A 24072-nucleotide genomic window follows, 5' to 3' on the forward strand; every position below is an offset into this window, starting at 1 on the left:
AATCCCGTCCTTCGATGTTCCAGCAATGAATTCCGAGACCCCCGCGGCCGGGCCGCAACAGGCACGACCGCCCGCGACGTTGACGATTGCTTCGCGCGAGAGCCGCCTGGCGATGTGGCAAGCCGAACATGTGCGTGATGCGCTGCGCAAATTATATCCAGCTTGTGACGTGAAAATCCTCGGGATGACGACGCGCGGCGATCAGATTCTCGATCGCACGCTGTCGAAGGTCGGCGGCAAGGGCCTGTTCGTGAAGGAACTGGAAGCCGCGCTGGCCGACGGCCGCGCCGATCTCGCCGTGCATTCGCTGAAGGACGTGCCGATGGCGCTGCCCGACGGCTTCTCGCTCGCCGCGATCATGGCGCGCGAAGACCCGCGCGACGCCTTCGTGTCGAACGACTACGCGTCGCTCGACGCGCTGCCGGCCGGCGCGGTCGTCGGCACGTCGAGCCTGCGCCGCGAAGCGATGCTGCGTTCGCGTTATCCGCATCTCGAGGTCCTGCCGTTGCGCGGCAACCTCGACACGCGCCTCGCGAAGCTCGACCGCGGCGACTACGCGGCGATCATCCTCGCGGCCGCCGGCCTGAAGCGCCTCGGCCTCGAAGCGCGGATCCGCGCGCTGCTCGACGTCGAGGCGAGCCCGCCCGCGGCCGGCCAGGGCGCGCTCGGCATCGAGATCGCCGCGCATCGCGACGACGTCGCCGCGTGGCTCGCGCCGCTGCACGACACGCAGACCGCGCTCGCGGTCGAGGCCGAGCGGATGGTGTCGCGCGCGCTCGGCGGCAGTTGCGAGGTGCCGCTCGCCGCGCACGCGGTGTGGCGCGCGGGCGAGCTGTACCTGACGGGCCGCGTGTCGACCACCGACGGCAAGCGCGTGCTGACGGCCGAGGAGTGCGGCGCGGTCGTGACCGTCGCCGATGCGCTCGCGCTCGGCCGCGCGGTGTCCGACGAACTCGAGGCGCAAGGCGCGCTCGACATCGTCCAGGCGCTGCTCGCGAGCTCGCAGGCCGCGGGCAAGGGCGACGCCTGATGGCGGGCGGCGCGCGCGCGTTCACCGCTGTCCTGACGCGTCCGGACGGACAGTCCGATGCGCTTGCGTCGCAACTGGCCGACGCCGGCTGCGACGTGCTCGAATTCCCGCTGATCGATATCGCGCCGGTCGACGATCCGGCGCCGCTCGACGCCGCATTCGCGGCGCTGGCCGACTACGCGCTGGTGATTTTCGTGTCGCCGAACGCGATCGACCGCGCGCTCGCGCGGTACGACACGATCTGGCCGAACGCGCTGCCGGTCGGCGTGGTCGGGCCCGGCAGCGTCGCGGCGCTCGCGCGTCACGGCATCGCGGCGCCCGCGCATCGCGTGATCGCGCCGCAAGCGCCGGCCGACGGCGGCGTGCCCCATTACGATTCGGAGAGCCTGTTCGCGAGCATCGAGGCCGCGTTCGGCGGCGCGCAGGCGCTGGCGGGCAAGCGCGTGCTGATCGTGCGCGGCGACGGCGGGCGCGAATGGCTCGCCGAGCGCCTGCGCGAGGCCGGTGCGGACGTCACGCTCGTCGCGGCCTACCGGCGCGTCGTGCCGGAGCCGCGCGTCGGCGCGTGGGAGCGCGTGCACGCGCTGCTCGACGGCCAGCCGCACGCATGGCTCGTCACGAGCTCGGAAGGCGTGCGCAACCTGCACGAGCTCGCGCGGGCCCATCTGAACGATGCCGAGATCGACGCGCTGAAGCATGCGCCGCTCGTGACGCCGCACCCGCGGATCGAGCAGACCGCGCGCGCATTGGGTTTTGATAGGATTACGCTGACCGGCGCGGGCGATGAGCGCATCGTCCGCGCGTTTCGAACGATGGCCGACGAGGCCGTCCAACCGGCGACAGCCGTACCGGTGACTAAACGCATGACAGATACCAACGATTCCAAAAGCGTCGCTTCCCAGCCGGCCGCTGCATCCGCACCGCCGTCCAGCCCTCCTTATCTCGCGTCCGAGCCGCGTGCGCGCCGCGGCGGCAGCGCGGTGCTGTGGCTCGTCGTCGTCGTGCTCGGCTGCGCGGCGGGTGTCGGCGGCTACGCGCTGAACCGCAAGATCGACCGGCTCGACGGCACGTTCGTCGCCCGTCAGAAGGCGCTCGACGCGCAAGCGGCCGAAACGCGGACGAAGACCGAGCAGGCGCTCGCCAGCACGCACCAGGTCGACACGCAGCTCGCGCAGCTCGACGGCAAGCTCGCCGATGCGCAGAGCGCGCAGCAGGCGCTGCAGCAGCAATACCAGGACCTGTCGCGCAACCGCGATGCGTGGATGCTCGAGGAAGTCGACCAGATGCTGTCGAGCGCGAGCCAGCAGCTTCAACTGACCGGCAACACGCAGCTCGCGCTGATCGCGCTGCAGAACGCCGACGCGCGTCTCGCGACGTCGCAGAGCGCGCAGGCCGTCACGGTGCGCAAGGCGCTCGCGCAGGACATCGAGAAGCTGAAGGCCGCGCCGGCGGCCGATCTCACCGGGCTCGCGATCAAGCTCGACGATGCGATCGCCAGGATCGACGCGCTGCCGCTGTCCGGCGAGGCGATCGTGCCGCACGCGGCGCCGAAGGCCGCGCCGGCCGACGCCGCGTCGTCGGCCGCCGCCGGCGAGCCGCGCTGGAAGGTGTGGTGGCACGGCTTCTCGGCCAGCCTCGGCCAGCAATTGAAGGGCCTCGTGCAGGTGCGCCGGATCGACAACGCGGACGCGATGCTCGCGTCGCCCGACCAGGGCTACTTCGTGCGCGAGAACGTGAAGCTGCGCCTGCTCACCGCGCGGCTGTCGCTGCTCGCGCGCAACGACGGCGCGATGAAGGCCGACCTGCACGCCGCGCAGGCGTCGCTCGCGAAGTATTTCGATCAGGCGTCGAAGGACACGCAGACCGTCGAGGATCTGCTCAAGCAGGTTGACGGCGCAGCGCTGACGGTCGCGGTGCCGAACCTGAACACGAGCCTGAACGCCGTTCAGCAGTTCAAGAGCCGGGGGTAACGATGACGCTTCGAGGAATCGTCTGGCTCGCGATCCTGTTCGCGATCGCCGCGGCGCTCGCCACCGTCGGCCGTTTCGACGCGGGGCAGGTGCTGCTCGTCTATCCGCCGTACCGGGTCGACGTGTCGCTGAACCTGTTCGTGATCGCCATCGTCGTGCTGTTCATCGTCGTGTACGCGCTGCTGCGCATCGTGCGCAACGTCTGGCGCATGCCGCAGCGGGTCGCCGCGTATCGGGCGCGTTCGCGCAACGAGAAGGCGCAGGCGTCGCTGCGCGATGCAATCTCGAACCTGTACGCGGGCCGCTTCTCGCGTGCGGAGAAGGCCGCGCGCGAAGCGCTGGCGGTCGACGCGAACCTGGGCGCCGCGAGTCTCGTCGGGGCCACGGCCGCGCACCGCATGCACGAGTACACGCGCCGCGACGAGTGGCTGTCGAAGGTCGACGCGCCCGAATGGCAGGATGCACGGCTGCTCGCCGCGGCCGACATGCGCGCGGACGCCCGCGACGCGGACGGCGCGCTTGCCGCGCTGGCCGACATGCAGGCCGGCGGCAAGCGCATTCATGCGCAGCAGGTCGCGCTGCGGGCGCAGCAGCAACTGAAGAACTGGGCCGAGGTGCTGAAGCTCGCGAAGGCGCTCGAAAAGCGCGAGGCGCTGCATCCGGCCGCGGCCGTGCGGCTGCGCCAGCAGGCGGCGGAAAACCTGCTGCGCGAACGCCGGCACGACGCGGACGCGCTGCTCGAGGTATGGCAGTCGCTGTCGACGGTCGAGCGCCAGTCGCCGCGCCTGGCCGATCTCGCGGCCGAGTTGCTCGTGCCGCTCGAACGCCGCAACGAAGCGCGCCGCATCGTCGAGGACGCGCTCGCGCACAACTGGGATGCGCGCCTGCTGCGCCGTTACCCGGACACGGCCGGCGCCGATGCGCTGCCGCTGATCCAGAAGGCCGAGGGCTGGAAGAAGGATCATCCGGAAGATGCCGACCTGCTGTTCGCGCTCGGCAGGCTCTGCCAGCAGCAGCAGCTGTGGGGCAAGGCGCAGTCGTTCCTCGAATCGGCATTGAAGCTGGCCGACAACGAAGCGCTGAAAGTGCGTGCGCATCGTGCGCTCGCCCGCCTGTTCGAGCAGCTCGGCGAAACCGACAAGGCCGCGAAGCACTACCGCGAAAGCGCGCTGGCGATCACCGTGGTCTGATGCGGCGCTGCGGTGCACGCCCCGAATGCCGATCGGCCTCCGGGGCTTTTTTTCGTCCGCCGGGCGGCCGCCGGGACGCACGGTGCCGTCATCCGGCCGGTGCGGGCCTGGCCTGCCCGGAATCGAAAACGCCCCGGCGGCCGGACGATGCCGGCCGTCGGGGCGATCTCGCGAGCACCGGCCATCGACCGGCGTATTCGGTCGTTCGCGGTGCGCCGTTACACGCCGCGCATCACTTGTCGACGAGCCGCTTCGGCACCGACAGCGCAAGCAGCCCGCCGAGCACGAGGAACCCGGCCAGCATGTACATGCCCGCATCGTTGGTGCTCGTCGCCTGCTTGAGCCAGCCCATCAGGTACGGGCTCAGGAAGCCCGCGAGGTTGCCGATCGAGTTGATCATCGCGATGCCGGCGGCGGCGGCCGTGCCGCCGAGGAACGCGGTCGGCAGGCTCCAGAACAGCGGCAGCGTCGTCAGGATGCCGATCGTCGCGAGCGTGAGGCCGAGCATCGCGAGCGCGGTCTGGTGCGCCCAGATCACCGACAGCACGAGGCCGAGCGCGCCGATCGCGGCCGGAATCGCGAGGTGCCAGCGGCGTTCGCGGCGCTTGTCCGCGCTGCGCGCGATCAGGATCATCGCGACCACCGCGGCCGCATACGGCACCGCCGACAGCAGGCCGATCATGACCGTGTCGGTCACGCCGGTCGCCTTGATGATCGTCGGCAGCCAGAAGCCGACGCCGTAGAGCCCCATCACGAACGAGAAATAGATCAGCGCCATCAGCCAGACACGCGGGCTCGACATCACGGCGCCGAGCGGCAGGTCCTCCTTGGTGGCTTCCTCCGCGTCGACGTTGCGGGCGAGCAGCGCCTTTTCTTCGTCGGTCAGCCACGTCGCCTTCGCGATCCGCTCGTCGAGCGTGAAGAACACGAGCACGCCGGCGAGCACCGACGGAATGCCTTCGAGCAGGAACAGCCATTGCCAGCCGTGCCAGCCGCTCACGCCGTCGAACGCCTTCAGGATGAAGCCCGAGATCGGCCCGCCGATCACGCCGGACAGCGCGACTGCCGTCATGAAGAACGTGGTCATCCGGCCGCGCCGGTGCGCGGGATACCAGTAGGTGAGGTAGAGGATCACGCCGGGGAAGAAGCCCGCTTCGGCGACGCCGAGCAGGAAGCGCATCACGTAGAACATCGCGGGCGTCGTGACGAACATCGTCAGGATCGAGATCACGCCCCACGTCGCCATGATGCGGGCGATCCACACGCGGGCGCCCACCCGGTGCAGGATGATGTTGCTCGGCACCTCGAACAGGAAATAGCCGAAGAAGAAGATGCCGGCGCCGAGCCCGTACACGGTATCGCTGAGGTTCAGGTCGCTCGCCATCTGCAGCTTCGCGAACCCGACGTTCACGCGGTCGAGATACGCAACCACGTAGCACAGCAGCAGGAGCGGCACGAGCCGCCACGACACCTTGCGGTAGGTTGCTTCCTCGAATGCGCCGGACGAGCCCGGCAGCGATTGCGTCGATGTTGCCATGTTGTCTCCTGTCGACCCGGGCGGACGCTTGAGCGGTTACCTGGATCCCATGCTGTGCGGTCGATCGAAGGCCGCGCTCGGGCGCGTGCCTGGATCCGATGCACCGCTGTCCTTGTAGTGGGCCGGAGCAGGCGCGGTGGTGCCCGATCCGGTTTCGTGCGAAGCAATACGGGCTAACCGTATGGCCCGGTGCGACTAGATGCAGCGCCCGCCGTCGACTTCGAGGCACACGCCGGTGATGAATTCGGCTTCGTCGGACGCAAGGTACAGCGCGGCATTCGCGATGTCCTGCGGCGTCGAGAAACGGCCGAGCGGAATCGTCGCGAGAAAGCGGCGGCGATTTTCCGGGGTGTCCTCGCAGCCCATGAACTCGGTCATCAGCGCGGTTTCGCCGAGCACCGGGTTGATGCAGTTCACGCGGATGCGATCGGCGCCGAGCTCGGCCGCGAGCGATTTGCTCGCGGTGATCATCGCGCCCTTCGTGCTGTTGTACCAGACGAGGCCCGGGCGCGGCCGCACGCCGGCCGTCGACGCGACGTTCACGAACACGCCGCCGCCCTGTGCGCGGAAATACGGGACGAAGGTCTGCACGCACCAGAACAGGCTCTTCATGTTGACCGCGTACACGCGGTCGAATTCGGCTTCCGTCACGTCGAGCACGGGCTTGTTGCGATGCGTGGTGCCCGCGTTGTTCACGACGATCTGCACCGCATGGAAATCGTCGAGCGCGGCCTGCAGCAGCGCGCGCCAGTCGTCCTCCTTCGACACGTCGCCGGCCACCGCGATCGCCTTGCCGCCTGCGAGCGCGATCTCGCTCGCGACGCGCTCGGCCGCCGCGCCGTTGAGATCGTTGACGACGACGTTCGCGCCTTCGCGCGCATAGGTCTTCGCGATGCCTTCGCCGAACCCCGAGCCGCCGCCCGTGACGATGGCCGTCTTGCCGCTCAACCGCATGGTGTGTCTCCTGTGTTTGTCATGAGAGTCGTCGTGTGTCGACCGGCTGCCGTGTGCTGCCGGCCGCCGGTCGTGTGCCGCGTGCCGCGCGTTCAGCCGTGCCGGATCGCGATCGTCTTCAGCGCGGTGAAGCCGTACAGCGCCTCGAAGCCTTTCTCGCGGCCATGGCCCGAATGGCCGACGCCGCCGAACGGCAGCTCGACGCCGCCGCCCGCGCCATAGTTGTTGATGAACACCTGCCCCGCGCGCAGACGCCGCGCCAGCCGCATCTGGCGTGCGCCGTCGCGTGTCCAGATGCCCGCGACGAGGCCGTACGGCGTGCCGTTGGCGAGCGCGACGGCTTCGTCCTCGTCGACGAAACGCATCGCCGCGAGCACGGGACCGAACACTTCTTCCTGCGCGAGCCGGTGCGACGGCGGCACGTCGCGCAACAGCGCGGGCGCCTGGTAGAAGCCGGTTTCGGGCGCGTCGGCGACGACCTGCCCGTGCGCGGCCATCGGAATGCCGTCGTGCTGTGCGTCGGACAGGAAATCCCACACGCGTTGCTGCTGCTTCGCGTTGATCAGCGGGCCGCAATCGAGATCGGCGCGGCTCGGGCCGACGCGCAGCCCGTTGAACGCGGTGGCGAGGCGCTCGACGAGCGGCTCGTACACCGCGCGCTCGATCAGCACGCGGCTGCCGGCCGAGCAGGTCTGCCCGCCGTTCTGCACGATCGCGGACACGAGCACGGGCAGCGCCGCGTCGAGATCGGCATCGGCGAACACGAGTTGCGGCGACTTGCCGCCGAGTTCGAGCGTGACCGGCACGTGGTTCTCGGCCGCCATCTGCGCGACCAGCTTGCCGGTGGCCGGCGAACCCGTAAACGAGATATGGTCGATGCCCGGATGGCGCGCGAGCGCGGCGCCCGCTTCGTGGCCGTAGCCGGTGACGATGTTGAGCGCGCCGGCCGGCAGCCCGGCCTCGGCGGCCAATTCGGCGACGCGCAGCACGGACAGGCACGCGTCCTCGGCCGGCTTGACCACGCATGCGTTGCCGGCCGCGAGCGCCGCGCCGACGCTGCGCCCGAAGATCTGCATCGGGTAGTTCCACGGCACGATATGGCCGGTGACGCCGTGCGGCTCGCGCACGGTCAGCACCGTGTAGCCGGCCTGGTAGGGGAGGGTTTCGCCGTGCAGCTTGTCGGCGGCGCCCGCGTAGAACTCGAAGTAGCGCGCGAGCGCGGCTGCATCGGCGCGCGCCTGCTTCAGCGGCTTGCCGGTGTCGCGCGCCTCGATCGCGGCGAGTTCCTCGAGATGGTCGGCCACGCGTGCCGACAGCCGCATCAGCACGCGGCCGCGTTCGGCGGCGCTTGCCGCGCCCCACGGGCCTGCGAACGCGTCGCGGGCCGCGGCGACTGCGCGTTCGATGTCGGGCGCCGTGCCGCGCGCGATCGTCGCGAATGGCTGGCCGTCGGACGGATCGACGACCGCGATGGTTTCCAGTTGCGCGGGCAACGTCCATTCGCCCGCGATGAAGTGCTTCGCTTCTTCCATGTCTCCTCCGGTCGACCCAAGTTAGCGCTTTAGCGCTTACTCGGGTCCCATGGCGTGGTTGGGTGGAGTTAGCGCTTCAGCGCCTACGTGGATCCCATGCAAAGCCGTTTGCGCTTCGGCACTTTACCCGGCTTCCGTGCCGTGTGGTCCACGCACACCGCCGCCGGCTCGACGGCCGGACATCCGGAACGATTATCGCGCCGATCGTCATCCGGACGCCACCGGTCGATTGGCTATAATGGCGCATTCCTTTTCGGGGGCGCCGCGGCGGTGCATCGGCCGCGGCGCCCTGTCCCGAATTCCCATCGACCTACAGAGAGTGCTCATGAGCTTCAATCATGTTCCGGCCGGCAAGGACCTGCCGCAAGATTTCAACGTGATCATCGAGATTCCCGCGCAAAGCGATCCGGTGAAGTACGAGGCGGACAAGGAACTGGGCCTCCTCGTCGTCGACCGCTTCATCGGCACGGGCATGCGCTACCCGGTGAACTACGGCTACATCCCGCAGACGCTGTCGGGCGACGGCGATCCGGTCGACGTGCTGGTGATCACGCCGTTCCCGCTGCTGGCCGGCTCGATCGTGCGTTCGCGCGTGCTCGGCATGCTGCAGATGACCGACGAGTCGGGCGTCGACGCGAAGCTGGTCGCGGTGCCGCACGACAAGATCTGCCCGATGACGGCGAACCTGAAGACGATCGACGACGTGCCCGAGTACCTGAAAGACCAGATCAAGCACTTCTTCGAGCAATACAAGGCGCTCGAGAAGGGCAAGTGGGTGAAGGTCGAAGGCTGGGCCGGCATCGAAGCCGCGCACAAGGAAATCACCGACGGCGCCGCGAACTACAAGAAGTAAGCGGCGTGCCGGCCGCTGGCCGGTGCGTACGGAGCGCAAACCGCGCGTGTCTCGTCAGGAGGCCGCGCGGTTTTGTTTTGCGCGGGCGGTTTTCCGGCTGGCGGATGGGGAGGCAGGCGGGGGCGTGGCCGCTGCTTTCTTCGCGCGTTTCGCGCGGGGCGGGGCAACGGACGGAGCGATTGCTGCGGCGGTTTTCGTGGCCGATGAACGGCGGCGGGCCGGTGCGGAAGCGGCGTCCTCGCGTACGTTCGCGGCGAGTTTGCCGGCGGCGGCTGGCGCCTTCCCGTTTGACGACGCGGAAGGCGGCTGGCCGGTTTTCTTGACCGGTGTGCCACGCGCCGAGGTCTTTTTTGCGGCTGCATCGCCGTCGGTTTTTGCGCGTTTCGCGTCCGGAGCGGCTTGATTTGCTTTCGTCGACTTCGACGCTTGTTTGCCCTTCGCAGGCTTCGCCGTGCTCGCGGCCGTTGCAGACCCGACAACGTTCCCGGTCTTCACCTTTTTCCCGGCAACCTGTTCCGTGGCAGCCGTCTTCGCCGCATCGTCGACGTTTTCCGCCTGCCCCTTCTTCCGCCCGCGCGCCGTCGCCTTCGTGTCGCCGCTCTCGTCGAGCGTGATCACCACCGGCACCACCGATTCGAGCGTCCGCAAGCCAGCCGCCAGCTCGCGCTTTTTCGCGGGCGTGAGCCGCTTCACCCAGTATTCGGCGCGCGACGCGCTCGACCGGTCGGGCAGCGGAAACGACGCGAGCACCGCGCGCGGCTTGCGCGAGCGCGTGTAGCGCGCGCCCTTGCCGGACGCGTGTTCGTCGAAGCGCGCGGCGACATCGGTCGTGATGCCCGTGTAGACGCTGTCGTCGGCGCATTCGATCAGATACAGAAACCAGGACATGGCGGGGCGGCGGGATGCGAAGCCGCCAGTGTCTCAGAATTTGCGCGTGCTCCGGTGCGCGACGTGGGGCGACGTGATGCGGCTCGCCGTCAGGTACCGCGCCGGAACGGATCGTGTTCGCGCAGTTCGTCGACGTACGCGTGGATATGCTCGGTCTCGCGTTCGAGAAAGCGCGCGACCGCATCGGAAAACGCCGGATGCGCGAGCCAGTGCGCGGAATGCGTGACGGTGGGAAGGAAGCCGCGCGCGAGCTTGTGCTCACCCTGCGCGCCGCCTTCGAACGTGTCGAGCCCGGCCTCGATGCAGAATTCGAGCAACTGGTAGTAGGCCGTTTCGAAATGCAGGCAGGGCACGTGCTCGATCGCGCCCCAGTAGCGGCCATACAGCGTGCCGCCGCCGTGCTCGCCGCGCCGGTACACCGCGAGCGCGCTCGCGATCGGCTGGCCGTCGGCTTCCGCGATCACGAGCAGCAGGTTCTCGGGCATCGTCGCGCCGATCGTGCGAAAGAAGTCGAGGTTCAGGTACGGGCTCGAATAGTGCTCGCGGTAGGTCTGCCGATAGCAGCGCGAGAAGAAGCGCCAGTCGGCGTCGGTGATTTGATCGCCGGCGAGCCGCCGGAACGTCACGCCCGCGTCGTGCACCTTGCGCCGTTCCGCGCGGATATTCTTGCGCTTCTTCTGCTCGAGCGTGCCGAGGAAATCGTCGAAGTGGCGGTACCCGTCGTTGAGCCAGTGAAACTGCACGCCCTCGCGCAGCATCATGCCCATCGATTCGAGCAGCCGCGCTTCATCGCCGGTCGGGAACAGCACGTGCAGCGACGACACGTCGCTCTGCTCGGCGAACGCGAGCAGCGTGGCCGCGAGCCGGCGGCGCGCGTCGTCGCTGGCCGCGAGCAGCCGCGTGCCCTGCACCGGCGTGAACGGCACCGCGCACAGCAGCTTCGGGTAATAGGGCAGGTTGTTGCGCTGGTACGCGTCGGCCCATGCCCAGTCGAACACGTATTCGCCGTACGAATGCTGTTTCGCGTAGACGGGCGCGGCGGCCGCGAGCCGGCCCGTGTGCGTGTCGGTCAGCGTGACGAAGTGCGGCGACCAGCCGGTGTCGTCCACCGCGCAGCGCGCGACGTGCAGCGCGTCGAGGAATTCGTGGCGCAGGAACGGCGTGGGCTGCGCGTCGCGCGCGAGCAGCGCGTTCCATTCGTCGGCCGGCACCTCGGCGGGGGACGACAGGATGCCCGTGCGATAATCGATGCGTTCGTGTTTCAAGCGTGAATCCGTACCGTTGGATGTTGCCGGTTGCGGGCCGTCGCGGCCCGCGCCCGGATCGATTTCGTCAGCCGTTCAAGGCGCGCCGCCGGGCTGCGCCGCTCCCGCCATGAAGACCCGACTCGCTCTCGCCCAGATCAACGTCACCGTCGGCGATTTCGCCGGCAACGTCGCCCGCATCGTCGCGGCCGCGCGCGCCGCGCACAACGATGGTGCGCAACTGATGGTCGCTCCCGAACTCGCGCTGTCCGGCTATCCGCCGGAAGACCTGCTGCTGCGGCCCGCGTTCTACGCGGCGGCGGCCGCCGCACTCGATGCGCTCGCCGACGCGCTGAAGGCGTTCGACGGGCTCGCGGTGCTGGTCGGGCATCCGTTGCGCGGACCGGGCAGGGGGGCGGGCAGCGGACCGGGCAAGGGGGCGGGCAGCGCGTCAGCCGTCGATGGTAATGCAAACCGCCCGATCGAGCGCGGCGTGCCGCCCACCGATACCTTCAACGCGGTGTCGCTGATCGTCGGCGGCGAGATCGTCGGCACCTACCGCAAGCAGGATCTGCCGAACGCCGAGGTGTTCGACGAGAAGCGCTACTTCGCGACCGACACCGAGCCGCTCGTGTTCGAGCTGAACGGCGTGAAATACGGCGTGATCATCTGCGAGGACGCATGGCATGCGTCGGCCGCGCAGATCGCGAAGGCGGCCGGTGCGCAGGTGCTGCTGATCCCGAACGGCTCGCCGTACCACATGAACAAGGAAGCGGTGCGCATCGACATCCTGCGCGCGCGGATTCGCGAGACCGGGCTGCCGATGGTCTACGTGAATCTCGTCGGCGGCCAGGACGAGCTCGTGTTCGACGGCGGTTCGTTCGTGCTCGACGGCGAGGGCGCGCTCGTCGCGAAGATGCCGCAGTTCGACGAAGGGCACGCGATCGTCGAATTCGACGGCGCGCGGCCGCTGCCCGGCGCGATCGCGCCCGAGCTGTCGACGCATGCGCAGGTGTATCGCGCGCTCGTGACGGGCGTGCGCGACTACATCGGCAAGAACGGCTTTCCCGGCGTGCTGATCGGGCTGTCGGGCGGCGTCGATTCGGCGCTGGTGCTGGCCGTCGCGTGCGATGCGCTCGGGCCCGAGCGCGTGCGCGCGGTGATGATGCCGTCGCGCTTCACGGCCGACATCTCGACCACCGATGCGGCGGAGATGGCGCGGCGCGTCGGCGTGCGTTACGACGAGATCGCGATCGCGCCGATGTTCGATGCCTTCCGCGCCGCGCTTGCCGATGAATTCGCGGGCCGCCCCGAGGACGCGACGGAGGAGAACATCCAGGCGCGCATCCGCGGCACGCTGTTGATGGCGCTGTCGAACAAGTTCGGCTCGATCGTGCTGACGACCGGCAACAAGAGCGAGATGGCGGTCGGCTACTGCACGCTGTACGGCGACATGGCCGGCGGCTTCGCGGTGATCAAGGACATCGCGAAGACGCTCGTGTACCGGCTCTGCCGCTATCGCAACGAAACGACCGACTACGGGCGGCGCGACGTGATCCCCGAGCGGATCCTGACACGCGCGCCGTCGGCCGAACTGCGCGAGAACCAGACCGACCAGGACAGCTTGCCGCCGTACGACGTGCTCGACGCGATCATGCGGATGTACATGGAAGAAGACCGGCCGCTCGCCGAGATCGTCGCGGCCGGCTACGCGCAGGCCGACGTCGAGCGCGTGACGCGGCTCATCAAGATCAACGAATACAAGCGCCGCCAGGCGCCGATCGGCATCCGCGTCACGCACCGCGCATTCGGGCGCGACTGGCGCTACCCGATCACCTCGCGCTTCACCGAACGGCTCGATTGAGCGGTGCTGGGCCGGATGCGGCCCGCCGGCTTACAATCGGGATCGCGATTTTTCACCCAAACGAGCATTGAGGGACAACCATCATGAAACGCATCACCGCCATCATCAAGCCGTTCAAGCTGGACGAAGTCCGCGAAGCGCTCGCCGAAGTGGGTCTCACGGGTCTGACCGTGACGGAAGTGAAAGGCTTCGGCCGCCAGAAGGGCCATACCGAGCTGTATCGCGGCGCGGAATACGTCGTCGATTTCCTGCCGAAGATGAAGATCGAGGTGGTCGTCGCGGAAGCGCAGGTCGATCAGGTGATCGACGCGGTGATCGGCGCGGCGCGCACCGGCAAGATCGGCGACGGCAAGATCTTCGTGTCGGACGTCGAGCGCGTGATCCGCATCCGCACCGGCGAAGAGAACGAAGCGGCCGTCTGAGCGCCGCGTCCGCGCCGTTCGATCACTTCCCGGCCGCTTCGGCCGATCGGGCCGCGGGTCGCACGCATCCGCCGCCCAAGAAAAAACGGTGCGGATACCCGGTTGGGTACCGCACCGATACGCGCCTCTCGCAGCAGCGTGGAAAACGTTGTCGGATCGTTCTTTGACGGCGCCTGATCAGAACAGGTGCTGGATACCGGCGTAGACGCCGGTCTGGCTGCCGCCCGGATGCGGGTTGCCGGTCGACACGGCGGTGCCTGCATTGTTCGCGTTCAGGCCGAAGTTGGCCGTCGAGCTGTTGCGCACCGTGGCGACCTGGACGTCGAACAGCGTGCGCTTCGAGATGTTGTACGAGCCGCCGACCGTGTAGATGTTCGCGTTGCCGCCGCCGTGGTTCGCGTTCACGTGATACACGGCCGCGATCAGCGCCGCTGCCGGCGTGGCTTGCCACGTTACGCCGCCCCACACCTGTTGCGTACCGGTCACGCCGGCGTTCGCTGCCGGGCCGCCGCTGCCGTCGGCGCGCGATGCCTGGTAAGCCGCCTGAACCTTGAACTGGCCGAGGAACACGTTCACGCCCGCGAAGTATTCACGCGAGTAGTTGAACACGTCCGAGAAGCGGCCGTTGCTGTCGCGCGTTTCGTCGTAGATGCCGCGCAACTGGAACAGCGAGTTCGTATAGGTGACCTGACCGCCCATGGCACGGCCCGGCGCGCCGGCCGTCGTGTTGCCGTTGAAGCTGGTCGAGTTCGAGAACGAGAACTGGCCGTAGAAGTCGAGGCCGTAGACCGACGGCGACTGGTACGACACGTTGTTGCTGGTCTTGTTCCAGTTGCGGCCGCGCACCAGCGAGGCCGTCGACCAAGCCGACTGGCCGAACGGGTCGAAGTCCCACACGCCGTTGGCGATCGCGAGTTCGCGACCCAGCAGCAGCGTACCGTAGCGGTCGTTCGAGATACCGACGGTCGCGAAACGATCCCAGATCGAGCCGCTCGTGCCGAGGCCGCCGTTCATCGTGTTGAACGCGCCTTCGAGGTGGAACAGGATCTTGTTGCCGCCGCCGATGTCCTCGCTACCCTTCAAGCCCCACAGGCTCGTGCCCCAGTCGCCGCTCTCCGCACGGTAGCGATGGCCGTCCTGCAGGCCGTTCATGTACTCGAGGCCGGCATCCAGGCGGCCATACAGCGTGACGCTGCTCTGCGCGTGCGCCGTCACCACCCCAGCAGCCATCAGCGCGGCCGCGACCAAAGCTTTCTTCATCATCTCCTCCATACCCTGTCAAAAAGTCAACCCAGACTGCACGAGATGCCCGGAGCGCGAGCGCCGGGCAAAAGCGGGATAACCAGGGAGACCTCGTGCAGGGCCGGTAAGCGCGGCACGCGGGCAAGCAGACGGAAAACCGTTGAGCGGTCCCGCGCAGCCGGGTCGGCCTGCGGGGTCTCCTTGTTGTGTCGTGAAGCTAAACTACATTTCACGAACTTCGTTTTGCTACTTTGGTTACTAATTTAGCAAAAATACAATTTTGTGGCGACGGAAATCGTTGTTTGACTAACCGCTGTCGCCAAATTGCCATGCAACACGGTGCGCGACAGGTGTCCCAAGGGTGCTCGATTACCGGAAAACCCTTGTGCCACAAGGGAAACGTGGTTTCCGCGGGCGTGGGTCAAGGATTGCCACTATTGACGTTGCCAGGGCGCCGGCGTAAGCGCGAAAGTCGCGAAATTGGTAAGTATTTCGTAATGATTCGGGCGATTGCCGCCATCGCCGGTCGACGCCGGGAACGTCCGTGCTGCCGCGTGCCGCGCTCAGTCCGGGCTCGGCCGCGCGTCGAGCAACTGCGCGCGAATCCAGCGGTGCGCATCGGTGCGCGCATGCTTCGCGTGCGAGTAGACCTTCACCGTGTAGCGGGGGATCTCGAACGGCGCGGGGAAGATGCGGATCGGCGCCGCGTGCCGCAGCGCCTGCGCGGCGCGGTTCGGCACGGTCATCAGGAGTGCCGACTCCGCGATCACGAACGGCGCGGCCAGCACGGTCGGCAATTGCACGGCCACGTGCCGCGCGAGGCCGAGGCGATCGAGCACGTAGTCGACGACGCCGCGCGACTCGTTCCACGGCGTGACGACGACGTGGCGAGCCGCCAGATATTGGTCGAGCGTCAGCCGCCGGCGGATGTCCGGATGCGCGGCGCTCGCGATCACGACGTAGTCGTCGGAGAACCAGTCGAAGTCCTCGATGCCCGGCGCGTCGGCCGCCGATTCCTCGTGGTAGCCGAGCGCGAAGTCGATACGGCCGGCCGCGAGCTCGTCGACGGAAATCTTGCGGTCCGAATGGACGACGCGAATCCGCAGGTGCGGCGCCACGTGCTGGATGCGGGCCAGGAACGCCGGCAGTACCGCGAACGCCGTGTAGTCGGTCGCGGCGAACACGAACGTGCGGTCGCTGTGCGCCGGATCGAAGCGGCGCGCGCGGGCGAGCCCCTTCGACATCGCATCGAGCGCGTCGCCGACCCACGTGGCGATGTCGTCGGCGCGCACGGTCGGCTGCATCTCGTTGCCGAGGCGCACGAACAGCGCATCGCCGATCGCGTCGCGCAGCCGCGCGAGCGCGTGGCTCAACGCCGATGGGCTCAGCGCGAGTTCGTGCGCGGCCGCCGCGACCGACCGGTGGCGGTACAACGCGTCGAACACGAGCAGCAGGTTCAGGTCGAGGCGGCGCAGATCGGGATGCATCATGTTCAGGTCCGGATGAAGAAACTGCACTTCCTGCAGGCACGGCGCGAACGTAGCATGACGGTTCGAACGGCGCCAGTGCGGTTGCGCGGCGCCGCTTGTCCGTTTCACATCCGGGCCGGAGGAGGGCTCAACCCGTGCAAATCGATATTCGCTCCGCGACCGTCGCCGACGTGCCGCTGATCCTGCGCTTCATCACCGAACTCGCCGTCTACGAGAAGGCCGAGCACGAAGTCGTCGCCACGCCCGAATCGCTCGAACGCAGCCTGTTCGGCGAAGGCTCGCCGGCGCGTGCGCTGATCTGCGAGGTCGACGGCGAGCCGGCCGGGTTCGCCGTGTATTTCTTCTCGTATTCGACGTGGCTCGCGCGGCAGGGGCTGTATCTGGAGGATCTGTACGTGTCGCCGCGTTTTCGCGGCGCCGGTGCGGGGCTGCAACTGCTGAAGGCGCTCGCGCGGGTCGCGGTCGAGTCGGGCTGCGGGCGTTTCGAATGGAGCGTGCTCGACTGGAACGAGCCGGCGATCCGCTTCTACGAGCGCGTCGGCGCGGCGCCGCAGAGCGAATGGGTGCGCTACCGGCTGGCGGGCGACGCGTTGCGCGCGTTCGCCGACGGCGCGCCGGTGAGCGCCGCGTGACGGGTAAACGCAAAACGGGCGCCGCGCGGCGAACCGCGGGGCGCCCGTTCGGGCGTGGCGGGTGACGGGCGTTACTTGAGGCTGCCCGACAGGAACGCGCGCAGGCGCTCGCTCTTCGGATGCGCGAGCACCTCGGCCGGCACGCCTTCCTCCTCGACGCGGCCCTGGTGCAGGAACATCACGTGATTCGACACGTTGCGCGCGAAGCCCATCTCGTGCGTGACGACGATCATCGTGCGGCCTTCCTCGGCGAGCTTCTGCATCACCTTCAGCACTTCACCCACCAGCTCCGGGTCGAGCGCGGAGGTCGGCTCGTCGAACAGCATCACGTCAGGATGCATCGCCAGCGCCCGCGCGATCGCCACGCGCTGCTGCTGGCCGCCCGACAAATGCGACGGATACTGCTTCTCGACGCGCGGCGCGAGGCCGACCTTCTCGAGATACTCGCGCGCACGCTCCTCGGCTTCCTTCTTCGGGATACCGAGCACGTTCACCGGCGCTTCCATCACGTTCTCGATCACGTTCATGTGCGACCACAGGTTGAAGTGCTGGAACACCATCGACAGCTTGGTGCGCACGCGCTGCAGCTGCTTCGGATCGGCCGCGCGCAGCGCGCCCGTCTTGTCGAGCGCGGTGCGCACTTCCTCGCGATCGACGAAGATGCGGCCCGCGTTCGGCTGCTCGAGGAAGTTGATACAGCGCAGCATCGTGCTCTTGCCGGAGCCGGACGAGCCGATCACGCTGATCACGTCGCCCGAGTTCGCCTTCAGCGACACGCCTTTGAGCACCTCGTTGTCGCCGTACCGCTTGTGGAGATCGTCGACGAAAAGCTTCTGGGTCTGGGAGTTCATCAGTAATCCTGCGAAAACTTACTTGCCTTGCGGGCGCAGATACGCGAGCCAGCGGCGCTCGGCCTGGCGGAACAGCCACACGAGCGTGAACGAGATCACGAGGTAGAGCAGGGCGGCGATGCCGAACGCGTGGAACGACATGTAGGTCGCCGAGTTCACGTCGCGCGCGATCTTCAGGATGTCCGGCACGGTCGCGGTGAAGGCCACCGTCGTCGCGTGCAGCATCAGGATCACTTCGTTGCTGTACAGCGGCAGCGCGCGGCGCAGCGCCGACGGCAGGATCACGCGGCGATACATCGTGAACGGGGACATCCCGTACGCGCGCGCGGCCTCGATCTCGCCGTACGACGTCGCCTTGATCGCGCCCGCGAAGATTTCGGTGGTGTACGCGCAGGTGTTCAGCGTGAACGCGAGCAGCGTGCAGTGCATCCCGTCGCGGAAGAACGCATCGAGCATCGGCGTGCCGCGCACGGCCTGCAGGCTGTAGAGGCCCGTGTAGCAGAGCAGCAGCTGCACGTAGAGCGGCGTGCCGCGGAACACGTACGTGTACAGCCACACGGCGCCCGACAGCCATTTCTTCTTCGACACGCGCGCGACGGCGAGCGGCACCGACAGGCAGAAGCCGAGGCCGATCGACACGACCAGCAGCCACAGCGTGATCGCGACACCGGTGATGCGATAGCCGTCGGTGTACAGATAGTTGCGCCAGTATTCTTGGATGAGTTCGATCATAGGTCAGCCTTGCGGACACCGGTCGAGTAGCGCTTTTCGAGCCACATCAGCACGAAGTTCGAGATCGTCGTGATGGCGAGGTAGACCGCTCCCGCGATCAGCGTGAAGAAGAAGAACCGCAGCGTGCCCTTGCCGGCGTCCTGCGACGCCTTCACGACGTCGGCCAGGCCGATGATCGACACGAGCGCGGTCGACTTCACGAGCACCTGCCAGTTGTTGCCGATGCCCGGCAGCGCGAAGCGCATCATCTGCGGGAACATGATCCGCGTGAATACCTGCCAGTTCGTCATCCCGTAGGCGCTGCCGGCCTCGAGCTGGCCGCGCGGCACGGACAGGAACGCGCCGCGGAACGTCTCGGTGAAGTACGCGCCGTAGATGAAGCCGAGCACGAGCACGCCGGCGAGGAACGGGTCGATGTCGATCTGGTCCCAGCCGAGCGCGTCGGTCGCCATGTTCAGCCAGATCTGCAGGCTGTAGAACAGCAGCAGCATCAGCACGAGATCGGGAACGCCGCGGATCAGCGTCGTGTAGACGGTGCCGACGCCGTTCGTGACGCGGTTGCGCGACAGCTTCGCGCCGGCGCCGAGCAGCCCCAGCAGGAACGACAGCGCAAGCGAAAGCACCGCCAGTTTGACGGTTTGCCAGGTGCCGGCGAGGATCAGCGGGCCGTAGCCTTGTAGAAACATATGGGGTCCCTGGTGTGGTCCCTGGGGGCGCACGCCGTGCGCCGCGAAAGACGCGCCCGCCAAGCTGCGCGGAACGCCCCGTGCGTATCATGACCGTCCGCCCCGGCAACGGTGCCGGGCTCGCCCGTCGCGCGAGCGGCGGGCAAGGGGCGGGCGGCGCGTGGTTGACTGCCTGTACTGCCCGGACGCGGGGCCGCCCCCGCATCCGCTGCTTCTTCTTGTCCGCGTTCAGCGGGCCGGCGCCGAATAGACGCTGAACGAGAAGTACTTGTGCGACAGCCGGTCGTACGTGCCGTCCTTGTGCATGTCGGCCAGCGCCTGGTTGATCCTGAGCTTCAGGTCGGTATCTTCCTTGCGCAGGCCGATCGCGGTGCCGTCGCCGATCGTCTTCGGATCCTTCACTTCCGGCCCGGCGAACGCGAAGCCCTTGCCGCGCGGCGTGCGCAGGAAGCCGTAGTCGGCCTGCAGCTCGTCCTGCAGCGTCGCGTCGAGGCGGCCCGTGCCGAGATCGGCATAGACCTGGTCCTGGTTCTGGTAAGGAACGATCGTCACGCCCTGCGGTTCCCAGTACGCCTTCGCGTACGATTCCTGCGTCGAACCCTGCTCGACGCCGACGCGCTTGCCTTTCAGCGACGCGACCGTCGGCCGCAGCGGCGAGCCGGCCTTCGCGATCATCCGTGCGGGCGCGTCATACACCTTGTCGGAGAAGTCGATCTGCTCGCGGCGCTTGTCCGTGACCGTCAGCGACGACACGATGACGTCGTACTTCTTCGCTTTCAGCGCCGGGATGATCCCGTCGAGATCCTGCGCCACCCACACGCATTTCACATTGATCCGATTGCAGATTTCCTTGGTGAGATCGACGTCGAAACCGACGATCTCGCCGCTCGGCGCGGTCGACTCGAACGGCGGGTAGCTGGCGTCGACGCCGATCCGCACGGTCTTCCACTCCTTCGCGAAGGCGCTGCCCGCCACGAGGGCGAGGGCGGCGCACAGGGCGGCCTTCTTCATTTCCATCCTTCTGTTGCTGACTTTCCGGGGGCGCTCGCGGCCGGTCGGACCGGGCGCCGCGGCGTATTCTAGACGGCCAAAAATCGCCGATAGGCGCTCTGGCGTGGGCGGCCGCCTCGAGGGCGAACGCCAAAAGGGCGGTATTTTACCCGAACGCGATACCCGGAAAACGGCAATCCGGCGCGATCGACCGATTCCTCGATTCGGCTGTTGCGGCAGTCGTGGCATTCGCAACGAATATTCGGGCAATTGGTGGCGTGCTTGCAACAATGAGGTGCATTGGCGGCGGATTGTGGCGCGTTCGGCGCCCCCCTACAGTGGAGGTAAACCCGAACAGAACACCTGCGCCCCCGAGCGTCCACCTCCATGTTCCAGATCCTGCGCGCCGAAGACCGCTGGCACACGCGCCACGGCTGGCTCGAATCGAGTCACAGTTTTTCGTCCGCCTGCCGCACCGGGCATGCGCCGGTGCGTCCGCCCGTCGGCGCGTTGTGCGTGCTGAGCGAGGACCGGATTGCGCCGACGCGCGGTTTCGGGATGCAGCTGCGCCGCGACGTGGAGATCGTCACTTACGTGCTGGATGGCGCGCTCGCGCACCGCGACAGCCTCGGCTGCGGCGCGATCGTCCGGACCGGCGGCATCCAGCGAATGAGCGCCGGCACGGGACTCATGCACAGCGTGACCAACGCGTCGCGCGACCGGCCGCTGCATCTGCTGCAGATCTGGCTGCAGCCGGCCGAGCGGGGCGGGCGGCCCGGCTACGAGGAACGGCGCTTCCCCGACGACGAGAAGCGCGGCCGGCTGAGGCTCGTCGCGGCGCCCGACGGCGGCGACGGCGCGCTGTCGATGCGGGCGGAGGCCCGCATTTTCGCGGGGCTGATCGACGGCGACGAGACGACCGCGTTCGACGTGCCGGCCGGGCGCAGCGTCTATGTGCACGTGGTGCGCGGCGAGGTCGAGGTCAACGGCCGCGCGCTGGCCGCCGGCGACGGTGCGCGGATCGGCGGCGTGGACGCCGTGGCGTTCGCGCGCGGCCGCACGGCCGAGGTGCTGCTGTTCGACGTCGCCTGAAACGAAAAAGGGGACGCAGGCCGGTGCCTGCGTCCCCTTCGATGCCGCTGCGGGAGCGGCCCGCCGGCTTACTGCGCCGGCGCCGACGCGCCCTTGGCGGCCGCCCGATGCTGCTCCCAGCGCGCCTTCATCTTCTCGTGGCGCTGCTCCATGTTCGCGAACTGCTGCTTGAGCGCCGTGCTGACCATCGTCTTCTGCTGGTCGTTCAGCCCGTTGTAGAACGTGAGCCATGCGGCGGACGTCTGCTCGCGCAGTTGCGCGTTCTGCGCCTCCGCCTGCTGGCGCGCCGAATGCATCGCGCTCAGGTCGAGGATCGGCTGGTTCTGCTGCGCCTTGAACTGCTCGCGCATCTGCTCGTGGCTCTTGCGCATCGCGTCACGGTTCTGCTTCATCGTGTTGACGGCCGCCTGCCATTGCTGCTCTTGCGACGCATTGAGCTTCAGCTGGTCGTGCAGTTTCATGATCGCGCCGAACGGGCCGCCTTCATGCTCGCCGTGCATCCGGTGCATGCCGGGGCCGCCCGGCGGCGGCATGTCGTTGGGCTGCGCGGCATGCGCGGTGCCGAATGCGAGAGCGAGCAAGGCGGCGGCCGCGATGGCCACGCGGGAAGTCTTCTTATACATTTCAGAAACTCCTTGAATCCAAAGGGTCCGACGATGCGGTGCCGGGAAAGCCGGGTACCGCATCCGGTAAGACGCAGGTTAGCGATGCAGGCCCCGGCGGGTGTTACGCGGGGTGGCGGCCCGGTTACCGTGCATTACAGTTCCCTTGCGCGGTAACCCGCAGTAACCCTTTCGTCCCTTTGTTTCGTTCTTCGACTCCACCCTCGCGCGGTAAACTTCGAGCCATGACTACCCAGATCCTCATCGTCGACGACGACCAAGAACTCCGAGACCTGCTGCGCGACTATCTCGTGCGCCAGGGGATGGAAGTGTCCGTGCTGCACGACGCGGCGACGCTCGAGAAGCGCCTCGAGCGCGAGCGGCCCGACCTGATCGTGCTGGACCTGATGATGCCGGGCGTGGACGGCCTGACCGCGCTGCGCCAGTTGCGCGCGGCCGGCGACGACATCCCCGTGATCATGCTGACCGCGCGGGCGGACGACGTCGACCGCATCGTCGGGCTCGAGCTCGGCGCGGACGACTACCTCGGCAAGCCGTTCAACCCGCGCGAGCTGCTCGCGCGCGTGCAGGCCGTGCTGCGCCGCCGCCGCGCGACGCCGTCGGCCGCTGCCCCCGAGCAGCGCGAGCCGTTCGCGTTCGGCCGCTTCCTGCTCGATTTCCAGGCGCGCACGCTGTCGGTCGACGGCAAGCCGGCCACGCTGTCGAGCAGCGAATTCGCGCTGCTGAAGATCTTCGTGAACCATGCGCTGCGCACGCTCACGCGCGAGCGGCTGCTCGAGCTGCTGCATGGGCCCGAGTACGACGGCACCGACCGCGGCATCGACGTCCAGGTATGGCGCCTGCGCCGCATCCTCGAAACGGATCCGTCGACGCCGCGCTTCATCCAGACGGTCCGCGGGCGCGGCTACGTGTTCGTGCCCGACGGCGAGGCCCATGCGCAAACCCATTGATTCACTGTTCGGGCGGCTGGCGCTGCTCGTCGTCGGCGTCCTGCTGCTGTCGCACTTCGCATGGTTCTTCGCGATGCGGCTCGAGCGCAACCAGATGCAGACGCGTTATGCGGTCGAGGAGGCCGCGTTCCTCGTCGATGCGGTGCGCCAGCACGTCGCGCGCACGCCCGACCAGCCGCTGCCGTCGCGCGTGAGGCTCGTGTCGCCTGACAGCGCCGACGTGCCGAAGGGCGGCGATTCGGGGCTGCCGCCGCCGCTGAAGCGGTTTCGCGACGACGTGAGCGAGCGCATGCCGCCCGGCACGCAGGTCGAGATCGGCGCGCCCGGCCATCCGCCGGTGCTGTGGGTGAAGGAGCCGGCCGACCGCAACTGGATCGTGGTGCCCGTGCAGCCGCTGCGGCCGCCGCGCTCGCTCGACCGGATGCTGCTGTGGCTCGGCACGATCTTCTCGGCCGGCGTGATCGCCGCGCTGTTCGCCGCCTGGCAGTTGCAGCAGCCGCTGCGCTCGCTCGCGCGCGCGGTCGCGCGTTTCGGCCGCGGGCAGCCGGTGCCGCCGCTGCGCGAACGCGGCCCGCGCGAGCTGCGCCAGCTCACGCGCGGCTTCAATCAGATGGTGGAGCAGGTGTCGCAGGCCGAGAGCGATCGCGCGGTGATGCTGGCCGGCGTCGCGCACGACCTGCGCACGCCGCTCGCCCGGATGCGCCTGCGGGCCGAAATGATGGACGACGCGCGGCTGCGCGACGGCGTCGTGCGCGACGTCGACTCGATGTCGCACATCGTCGACCAGTTCCTGGTATTCGCACACGGCGGGGCCGACCGCAGCGAGCCGGTGCCGGTCGATCAGGCCTGCGAGCGGATCGCGCGCAGCTATCGTGCGGTCGCGCCGAACGCGCCGACGGTCCAGACGCGGCTGGAAGCCGATCCCGGCTTCCGGCTGCCGACGGCGACGCTCGACCGAATCCTGTCGAACCTGCTGGACAACGCGCATGCGTACGGCGCGCCGCCCGTATTCGTCGAGACGGCGCGCACGCCGGCCGGCTACGTGCTGTCGGTCAGCGACAGCGGCGGCGGCATCGCGCCGCGCGACCTCGCGGCCGCCACGCGGCCGTTCGTGCGGCTCGATCCCGCGCGCGGCGGCAACGGCCACAGCGGGCTCGGGCTCGCGATCGTCGAGCGGCTCGTGCTCAGGCTGGGTGGCGCATGCGACATCGGCAATCGCCCCGAAGGCGGCCTGCGTGTGTCGATGACGTTCCCGTTCGAGGCCGTGCCGAAGGACGAACCTCACGAACAAGCCGCATGA

The 24072-nt window shown here is 68.3% G+C and carries 22 protein-coding genes; 10 read left to right on the plus strand and 12 right to left on the minus strand.

Annotated features, from left to right (window positions below):
* Positions 1-25 precede the first annotated feature (25 nt).
* From hemC to KPB06_RS11960, 3 genes are read left to right on the plus strand one after another with little or no spacing between them, the layout of a single operon-like run.
* Entirely contained in the window at positions 26-1030 is a 1005-nt protein-coding gene (gene hemC, locus KPB06_RS11950) for a hydroxymethylbilane synthase (protein ID WP_059576651.1), read from the plus strand.
* A complete protein-coding gene (hemDX, locus tag KPB06_RS11955; RefSeq protein ID WP_059576648.1) occupies positions 1030-3000 on the plus strand; it encodes a fused uroporphyrinogen-III synthase HemD/membrane protein HemX in 1971 nt (656 codons plus the stop codon). The genes hemC and hemDX overlap by 1 nt, the downstream gene beginning before the upstream one ends.
* Before the next feature lie 2 nt (positions 3001-3002).
* On the plus strand, positions 3003-4190 hold the full coding sequence (locus KPB06_RS11960; RefSeq protein ID WP_275905604.1) for a heme biosynthesis protein HemY: 1188 nt from the start codon (positions 3003-3005) through the stop codon (positions 4188-4190).
* 232 nt (positions 4191-4422) lie between these two features.
* Here the strand turns inward: KPB06_RS11960 and KPB06_RS11965 are convergent, their stop codons facing one another.
* The 3 genes from KPB06_RS11965 to KPB06_RS11975 all read right to left on the minus strand — a co-directional run bounded on the left by KPB06_RS11965 (position 4423) and on the right by KPB06_RS11975 (position 8213).
* Positions 4423-5727, minus strand: coding sequence for an MFS transporter (locus KPB06_RS11965; protein WP_059576642.1), 1305 nt, complete (start codon positions 5725-5727; stop codon positions 4423-4425).
* Positions 5728-5922: 195 nt separating this feature from the next.
* Positions 5923-6681, minus strand: a complete 759-nt coding sequence (locus KPB06_RS11970; RefSeq protein WP_034208109.1) for an SDR family oxidoreductase — start codon at positions 6679-6681, stop codon at positions 5923-5925.
* A 92-nt stretch (positions 6682-6773) separates the two neighbouring features.
* Positions 6774-8213, minus strand: coding sequence for an aldehyde dehydrogenase family protein (locus KPB06_RS11975; RefSeq protein ID WP_059576639.1), 1440 nt, complete (start codon positions 8211-8213; stop codon positions 6774-6776).
* Positions 8214-8538: 325 nt separating this feature from the next.
* Between KPB06_RS11975 and ppa the strand changes: the two genes are divergently transcribed.
* Complete coding sequence (gene ppa / locus KPB06_RS11980; protein WP_006489643.1) at positions 8539-9066, plus strand: inorganic diphosphatase; 528 nt, start codon at positions 8539-8541, stop codon at positions 9064-9066.
* 54 nt (positions 9067-9120) lie between these two features.
* Here the strand turns inward: ppa and KPB06_RS11985 are convergent, their stop codons facing one another.
* Positions 9121-9954 carry a GIY-YIG nuclease family protein gene (locus KPB06_RS11985; RefSeq protein ID WP_059576636.1) on the minus strand — a complete coding sequence of 278 codons (834 nt, stop codon included), beginning with the start codon at positions 9952-9954 and terminating at the stop codon, positions 9121-9123.
* An 89-nt stretch (positions 9955-10043) separates the two neighbouring features.
* Entirely contained in the window at positions 10044-11219 is a 1176-nt protein-coding gene (locus KPB06_RS11990) for a GNAT family N-acetyltransferase (protein WP_059576635.1), read from the minus strand.
* 109 nt (positions 11220-11328) lie between these two features.
* Here KPB06_RS11990 and KPB06_RS11995 point away from each other — a divergent pair, with 109 nt between their 5' ends.
* Positions 11329-13062 carry an NAD+ synthase gene (locus tag KPB06_RS11995; RefSeq protein WP_059576632.1) on the plus strand — a complete coding sequence of 578 codons (1734 nt, stop codon included), beginning with the start codon at positions 11329-11331 and terminating at the stop codon, positions 13060-13062.
* Between the two features lie 83 nt (positions 13063-13145).
* Complete coding sequence (locus tag KPB06_RS12000; protein WP_006398637.1) at positions 13146-13484, plus strand: P-II family nitrogen regulator; 339 nt, start codon at positions 13146-13148, stop codon at positions 13482-13484.
* Positions 13485-13661: 177 nt separating this feature from the next.
* On the opposite strand, the gene KPB06_RS12005 is transcribed toward KPB06_RS12000, so the two are convergent.
* Together KPB06_RS12005 and KPB06_RS12010 are read right to left on the minus strand one after the other, a co-directional pair.
* Positions 13662-14747, minus strand: coding sequence for a porin (locus KPB06_RS12005; RefSeq protein ID WP_059576905.1), 1086 nt, complete (start codon positions 14745-14747; stop codon positions 13662-13664).
* Between the two features lie 542 nt (positions 14748-15289).
* The gene (locus KPB06_RS12010) at positions 15290-16216 is read right to left on the minus strand and encodes a LysR family transcriptional regulator (RefSeq protein ID WP_060312129.1); all 927 of its coding nucleotides are present in this window, start codon (positions 16214-16216) and stop codon (positions 15290-15292) included.
* A gap of 134 nt (positions 16217-16350) precedes the next feature.
* Between KPB06_RS12010 and KPB06_RS12015 the strand changes: the two genes are divergently transcribed.
* Positions 16351-16848 carry a GNAT family N-acetyltransferase gene (locus tag KPB06_RS12015; RefSeq protein WP_124658995.1) on the plus strand — a complete coding sequence of 166 codons (498 nt, stop codon included), beginning with the start codon at positions 16351-16353 and terminating at the stop codon, positions 16846-16848.
* 71 nt (positions 16849-16919) lie between these two features.
* On the opposite strand, the gene KPB06_RS12020 is transcribed toward KPB06_RS12015, so the two are convergent.
* The 4 genes from KPB06_RS12020 to KPB06_RS12035 all read right to left on the minus strand — a co-directional run bounded on the left by KPB06_RS12020 (position 16920) and on the right by KPB06_RS12035 (position 20128).
* Positions 16920-17699, minus strand: coding sequence for an ABC transporter ATP-binding protein (locus tag KPB06_RS12020; RefSeq protein ID WP_060311936.1), 780 nt, complete (start codon positions 17697-17699; stop codon positions 16920-16922).
* An 18-nt stretch (positions 17700-17717) separates the two neighbouring features.
* Entirely contained in the window at positions 17718-18431 is a 714-nt protein-coding gene (locus KPB06_RS12025; RefSeq protein ID WP_059576621.1) for an ABC transporter permease, read from the minus strand.
* On the minus strand, positions 18428-19117 hold the full coding sequence (locus tag KPB06_RS12030) for an ABC transporter permease (RefSeq protein WP_006489645.1): 690 nt from the start codon (positions 19115-19117) through the stop codon (positions 18428-18430). The genes KPB06_RS12025 and KPB06_RS12030 overlap by 4 nt, the downstream gene beginning before the upstream one ends.
* 228 nt (positions 19118-19345) lie before the next feature.
* Complete coding sequence (locus tag KPB06_RS12035) at positions 19346-20128, minus strand: ABC transporter substrate-binding protein (protein WP_275905605.1); 783 nt, start codon at positions 20126-20128, stop codon at positions 19346-19348.
* Positions 20129-20494: 366 nt separating this feature from the next.
* Between KPB06_RS12035 and KPB06_RS12040 the strand changes: the two genes are divergently transcribed.
* Complete coding sequence (locus KPB06_RS12040; protein ID WP_275905606.1) at positions 20495-21199, plus strand: pirin family protein; 705 nt, start codon at positions 20495-20497, stop codon at positions 21197-21199.
* Positions 21200-21267: 68 nt separating this feature from the next.
* Here KPB06_RS12040 and KPB06_RS12045 read toward each other — a convergent pair whose 3' ends face one another.
* Entirely contained in the window at positions 21268-21822 is a 555-nt protein-coding gene (locus KPB06_RS12045) for a Spy/CpxP family protein refolding chaperone (RefSeq protein ID WP_059576616.1), read from the minus strand.
* Between the two features lie 224 nt (positions 21823-22046).
* Between KPB06_RS12045 and KPB06_RS12050 the strand changes: the two genes are divergently transcribed.
* Together KPB06_RS12050 and KPB06_RS12055 are read left to right on the plus strand one after the other, a co-directional pair.
* On the plus strand, positions 22047-22772 hold the full coding sequence (locus KPB06_RS12050; protein ID WP_006493394.1) for a response regulator: 726 nt from the start codon (positions 22047-22049) through the stop codon (positions 22770-22772).
* The gene (locus tag KPB06_RS12055) at positions 22756-24072 is read left to right on the plus strand and encodes an ATP-binding protein (RefSeq protein WP_059576612.1); all 1317 of its coding nucleotides are present in this window, start codon (positions 22756-22758) and stop codon (positions 24070-24072) included. The genes KPB06_RS12050 and KPB06_RS12055 overlap by 17 nt, the downstream gene beginning before the upstream one ends.

It is taken from the genome of Burkholderia semiarida, assembly GCF_029268935.1.
Lineage (GTDB): Bacteria > Pseudomonadota > Gammaproteobacteria > Burkholderiales > Burkholderiaceae > Burkholderia > Burkholderia semiarida.

Excerpts from the sequence above, each read along its gene's own strand:
- hemC (WP_059576651.1), top strand. The coding sequence starts at position 26 with ATGAATTCCGAGACCCCCGCGGCCGGGCCGCAACAGGCACGACCGCCC.
- hemDX (WP_059576648.1), top strand. The coding sequence starts at position 1,030 with ATGGCGGGCGGCGCGCGCGCGTTCACCGCTGTCCTGACGCGTCCGGAC.
- KPB06_RS11960 (WP_275905604.1), top strand. The coding sequence starts at position 3,003 with ATGACGCTTCGAGGAATCGTCTGGCTCGCGATCCTGTTCGCGATCGCC.
- KPB06_RS11965 (WP_059576642.1), bottom strand. The coding sequence starts at position 5,727 with ATGGCAACATCGACGCAATCGCTGCCGGGCTCGTCCGGCGCATTCGAG.
- KPB06_RS11970 (WP_034208109.1), bottom strand. The coding sequence starts at position 6,681 with ATGCGGTTGAGCGGCAAGACGGCCATCGTCACGGGCGGCGGCTCGGGG.
- KPB06_RS11975 (WP_059576639.1), bottom strand. The coding sequence starts at position 8,213 with ATGGAAGAAGCGAAGCACTTCATCGCGGGCGAATGGACGTTGCCCGCG.
- ppa (WP_006489643.1), top strand. The coding sequence starts at position 8,539 with ATGAGCTTCAATCATGTTCCGGCCGGCAAGGACCTGCCGCAAGATTTC.
- KPB06_RS11985 (WP_059576636.1), bottom strand. The coding sequence starts at position 9,954 with ATGTCCTGGTTTCTGTATCTGATCGAATGCGCCGACGACAGCGTCTAC.
- KPB06_RS11995 (WP_059576632.1), top strand. The coding sequence starts at position 11,329 with ATGAAGACCCGACTCGCTCTCGCCCAGATCAACGTCACCGTCGGCGAT.
- KPB06_RS12000 (WP_006398637.1), top strand. The coding sequence starts at position 13,146 with ATGAAACGCATCACCGCCATCATCAAGCCGTTCAAGCTGGACGAAGTC.
- KPB06_RS12005 (WP_059576905.1), bottom strand. The coding sequence starts at position 14,747 with ATGATGAAGAAAGCTTTGGTCGCGGCCGCGCTGATGGCTGCTGGGGTG.
- KPB06_RS12010 (WP_060312129.1), bottom strand. The coding sequence starts at position 16,216 with ATGATGCATCCCGATCTGCGCCGCCTCGACCTGAACCTGCTGCTCGTG.
- KPB06_RS12020 (WP_060311936.1), bottom strand. The coding sequence starts at position 17,699 with ATGAACTCCCAGACCCAGAAGCTTTTCGTCGACGATCTCCACAAGCGG.
- KPB06_RS12025 (WP_059576621.1), bottom strand. The coding sequence starts at position 18,431 with ATGATCGAACTCATCCAAGAATACTGGCGCAACTATCTGTACACCGAC.
- KPB06_RS12030 (WP_006489645.1), bottom strand. The coding sequence starts at position 19,117 with ATGTTTCTACAAGGCTACGGCCCGCTGATCCTCGCCGGCACCTGGCAA.
- KPB06_RS12035 (WP_275905605.1), bottom strand. The coding sequence starts at position 20,128 with ATGAAGAAGGCCGCCCTGTGCGCCGCCCTCGCCCTCGTGGCGGGCAGC.
- KPB06_RS12040 (WP_275905606.1), top strand. The coding sequence starts at position 20,495 with ATGTTCCAGATCCTGCGCGCCGAAGACCGCTGGCACACGCGCCACGGC.
- KPB06_RS12045 (WP_059576616.1), bottom strand. The coding sequence starts at position 21,822 with ATGTATAAGAAGACTTCCCGCGTGGCCATCGCGGCCGCCGCCTTGCTC.
- KPB06_RS12050 (WP_006493394.1), top strand. The coding sequence starts at position 22,047 with ATGACTACCCAGATCCTCATCGTCGACGACGACCAAGAACTCCGAGAC.
- KPB06_RS12055 (WP_059576612.1), top strand. The coding sequence starts at position 22,756 with ATGCGCAAACCCATTGATTCACTGTTCGGGCGGCTGGCGCTGCTCGTC.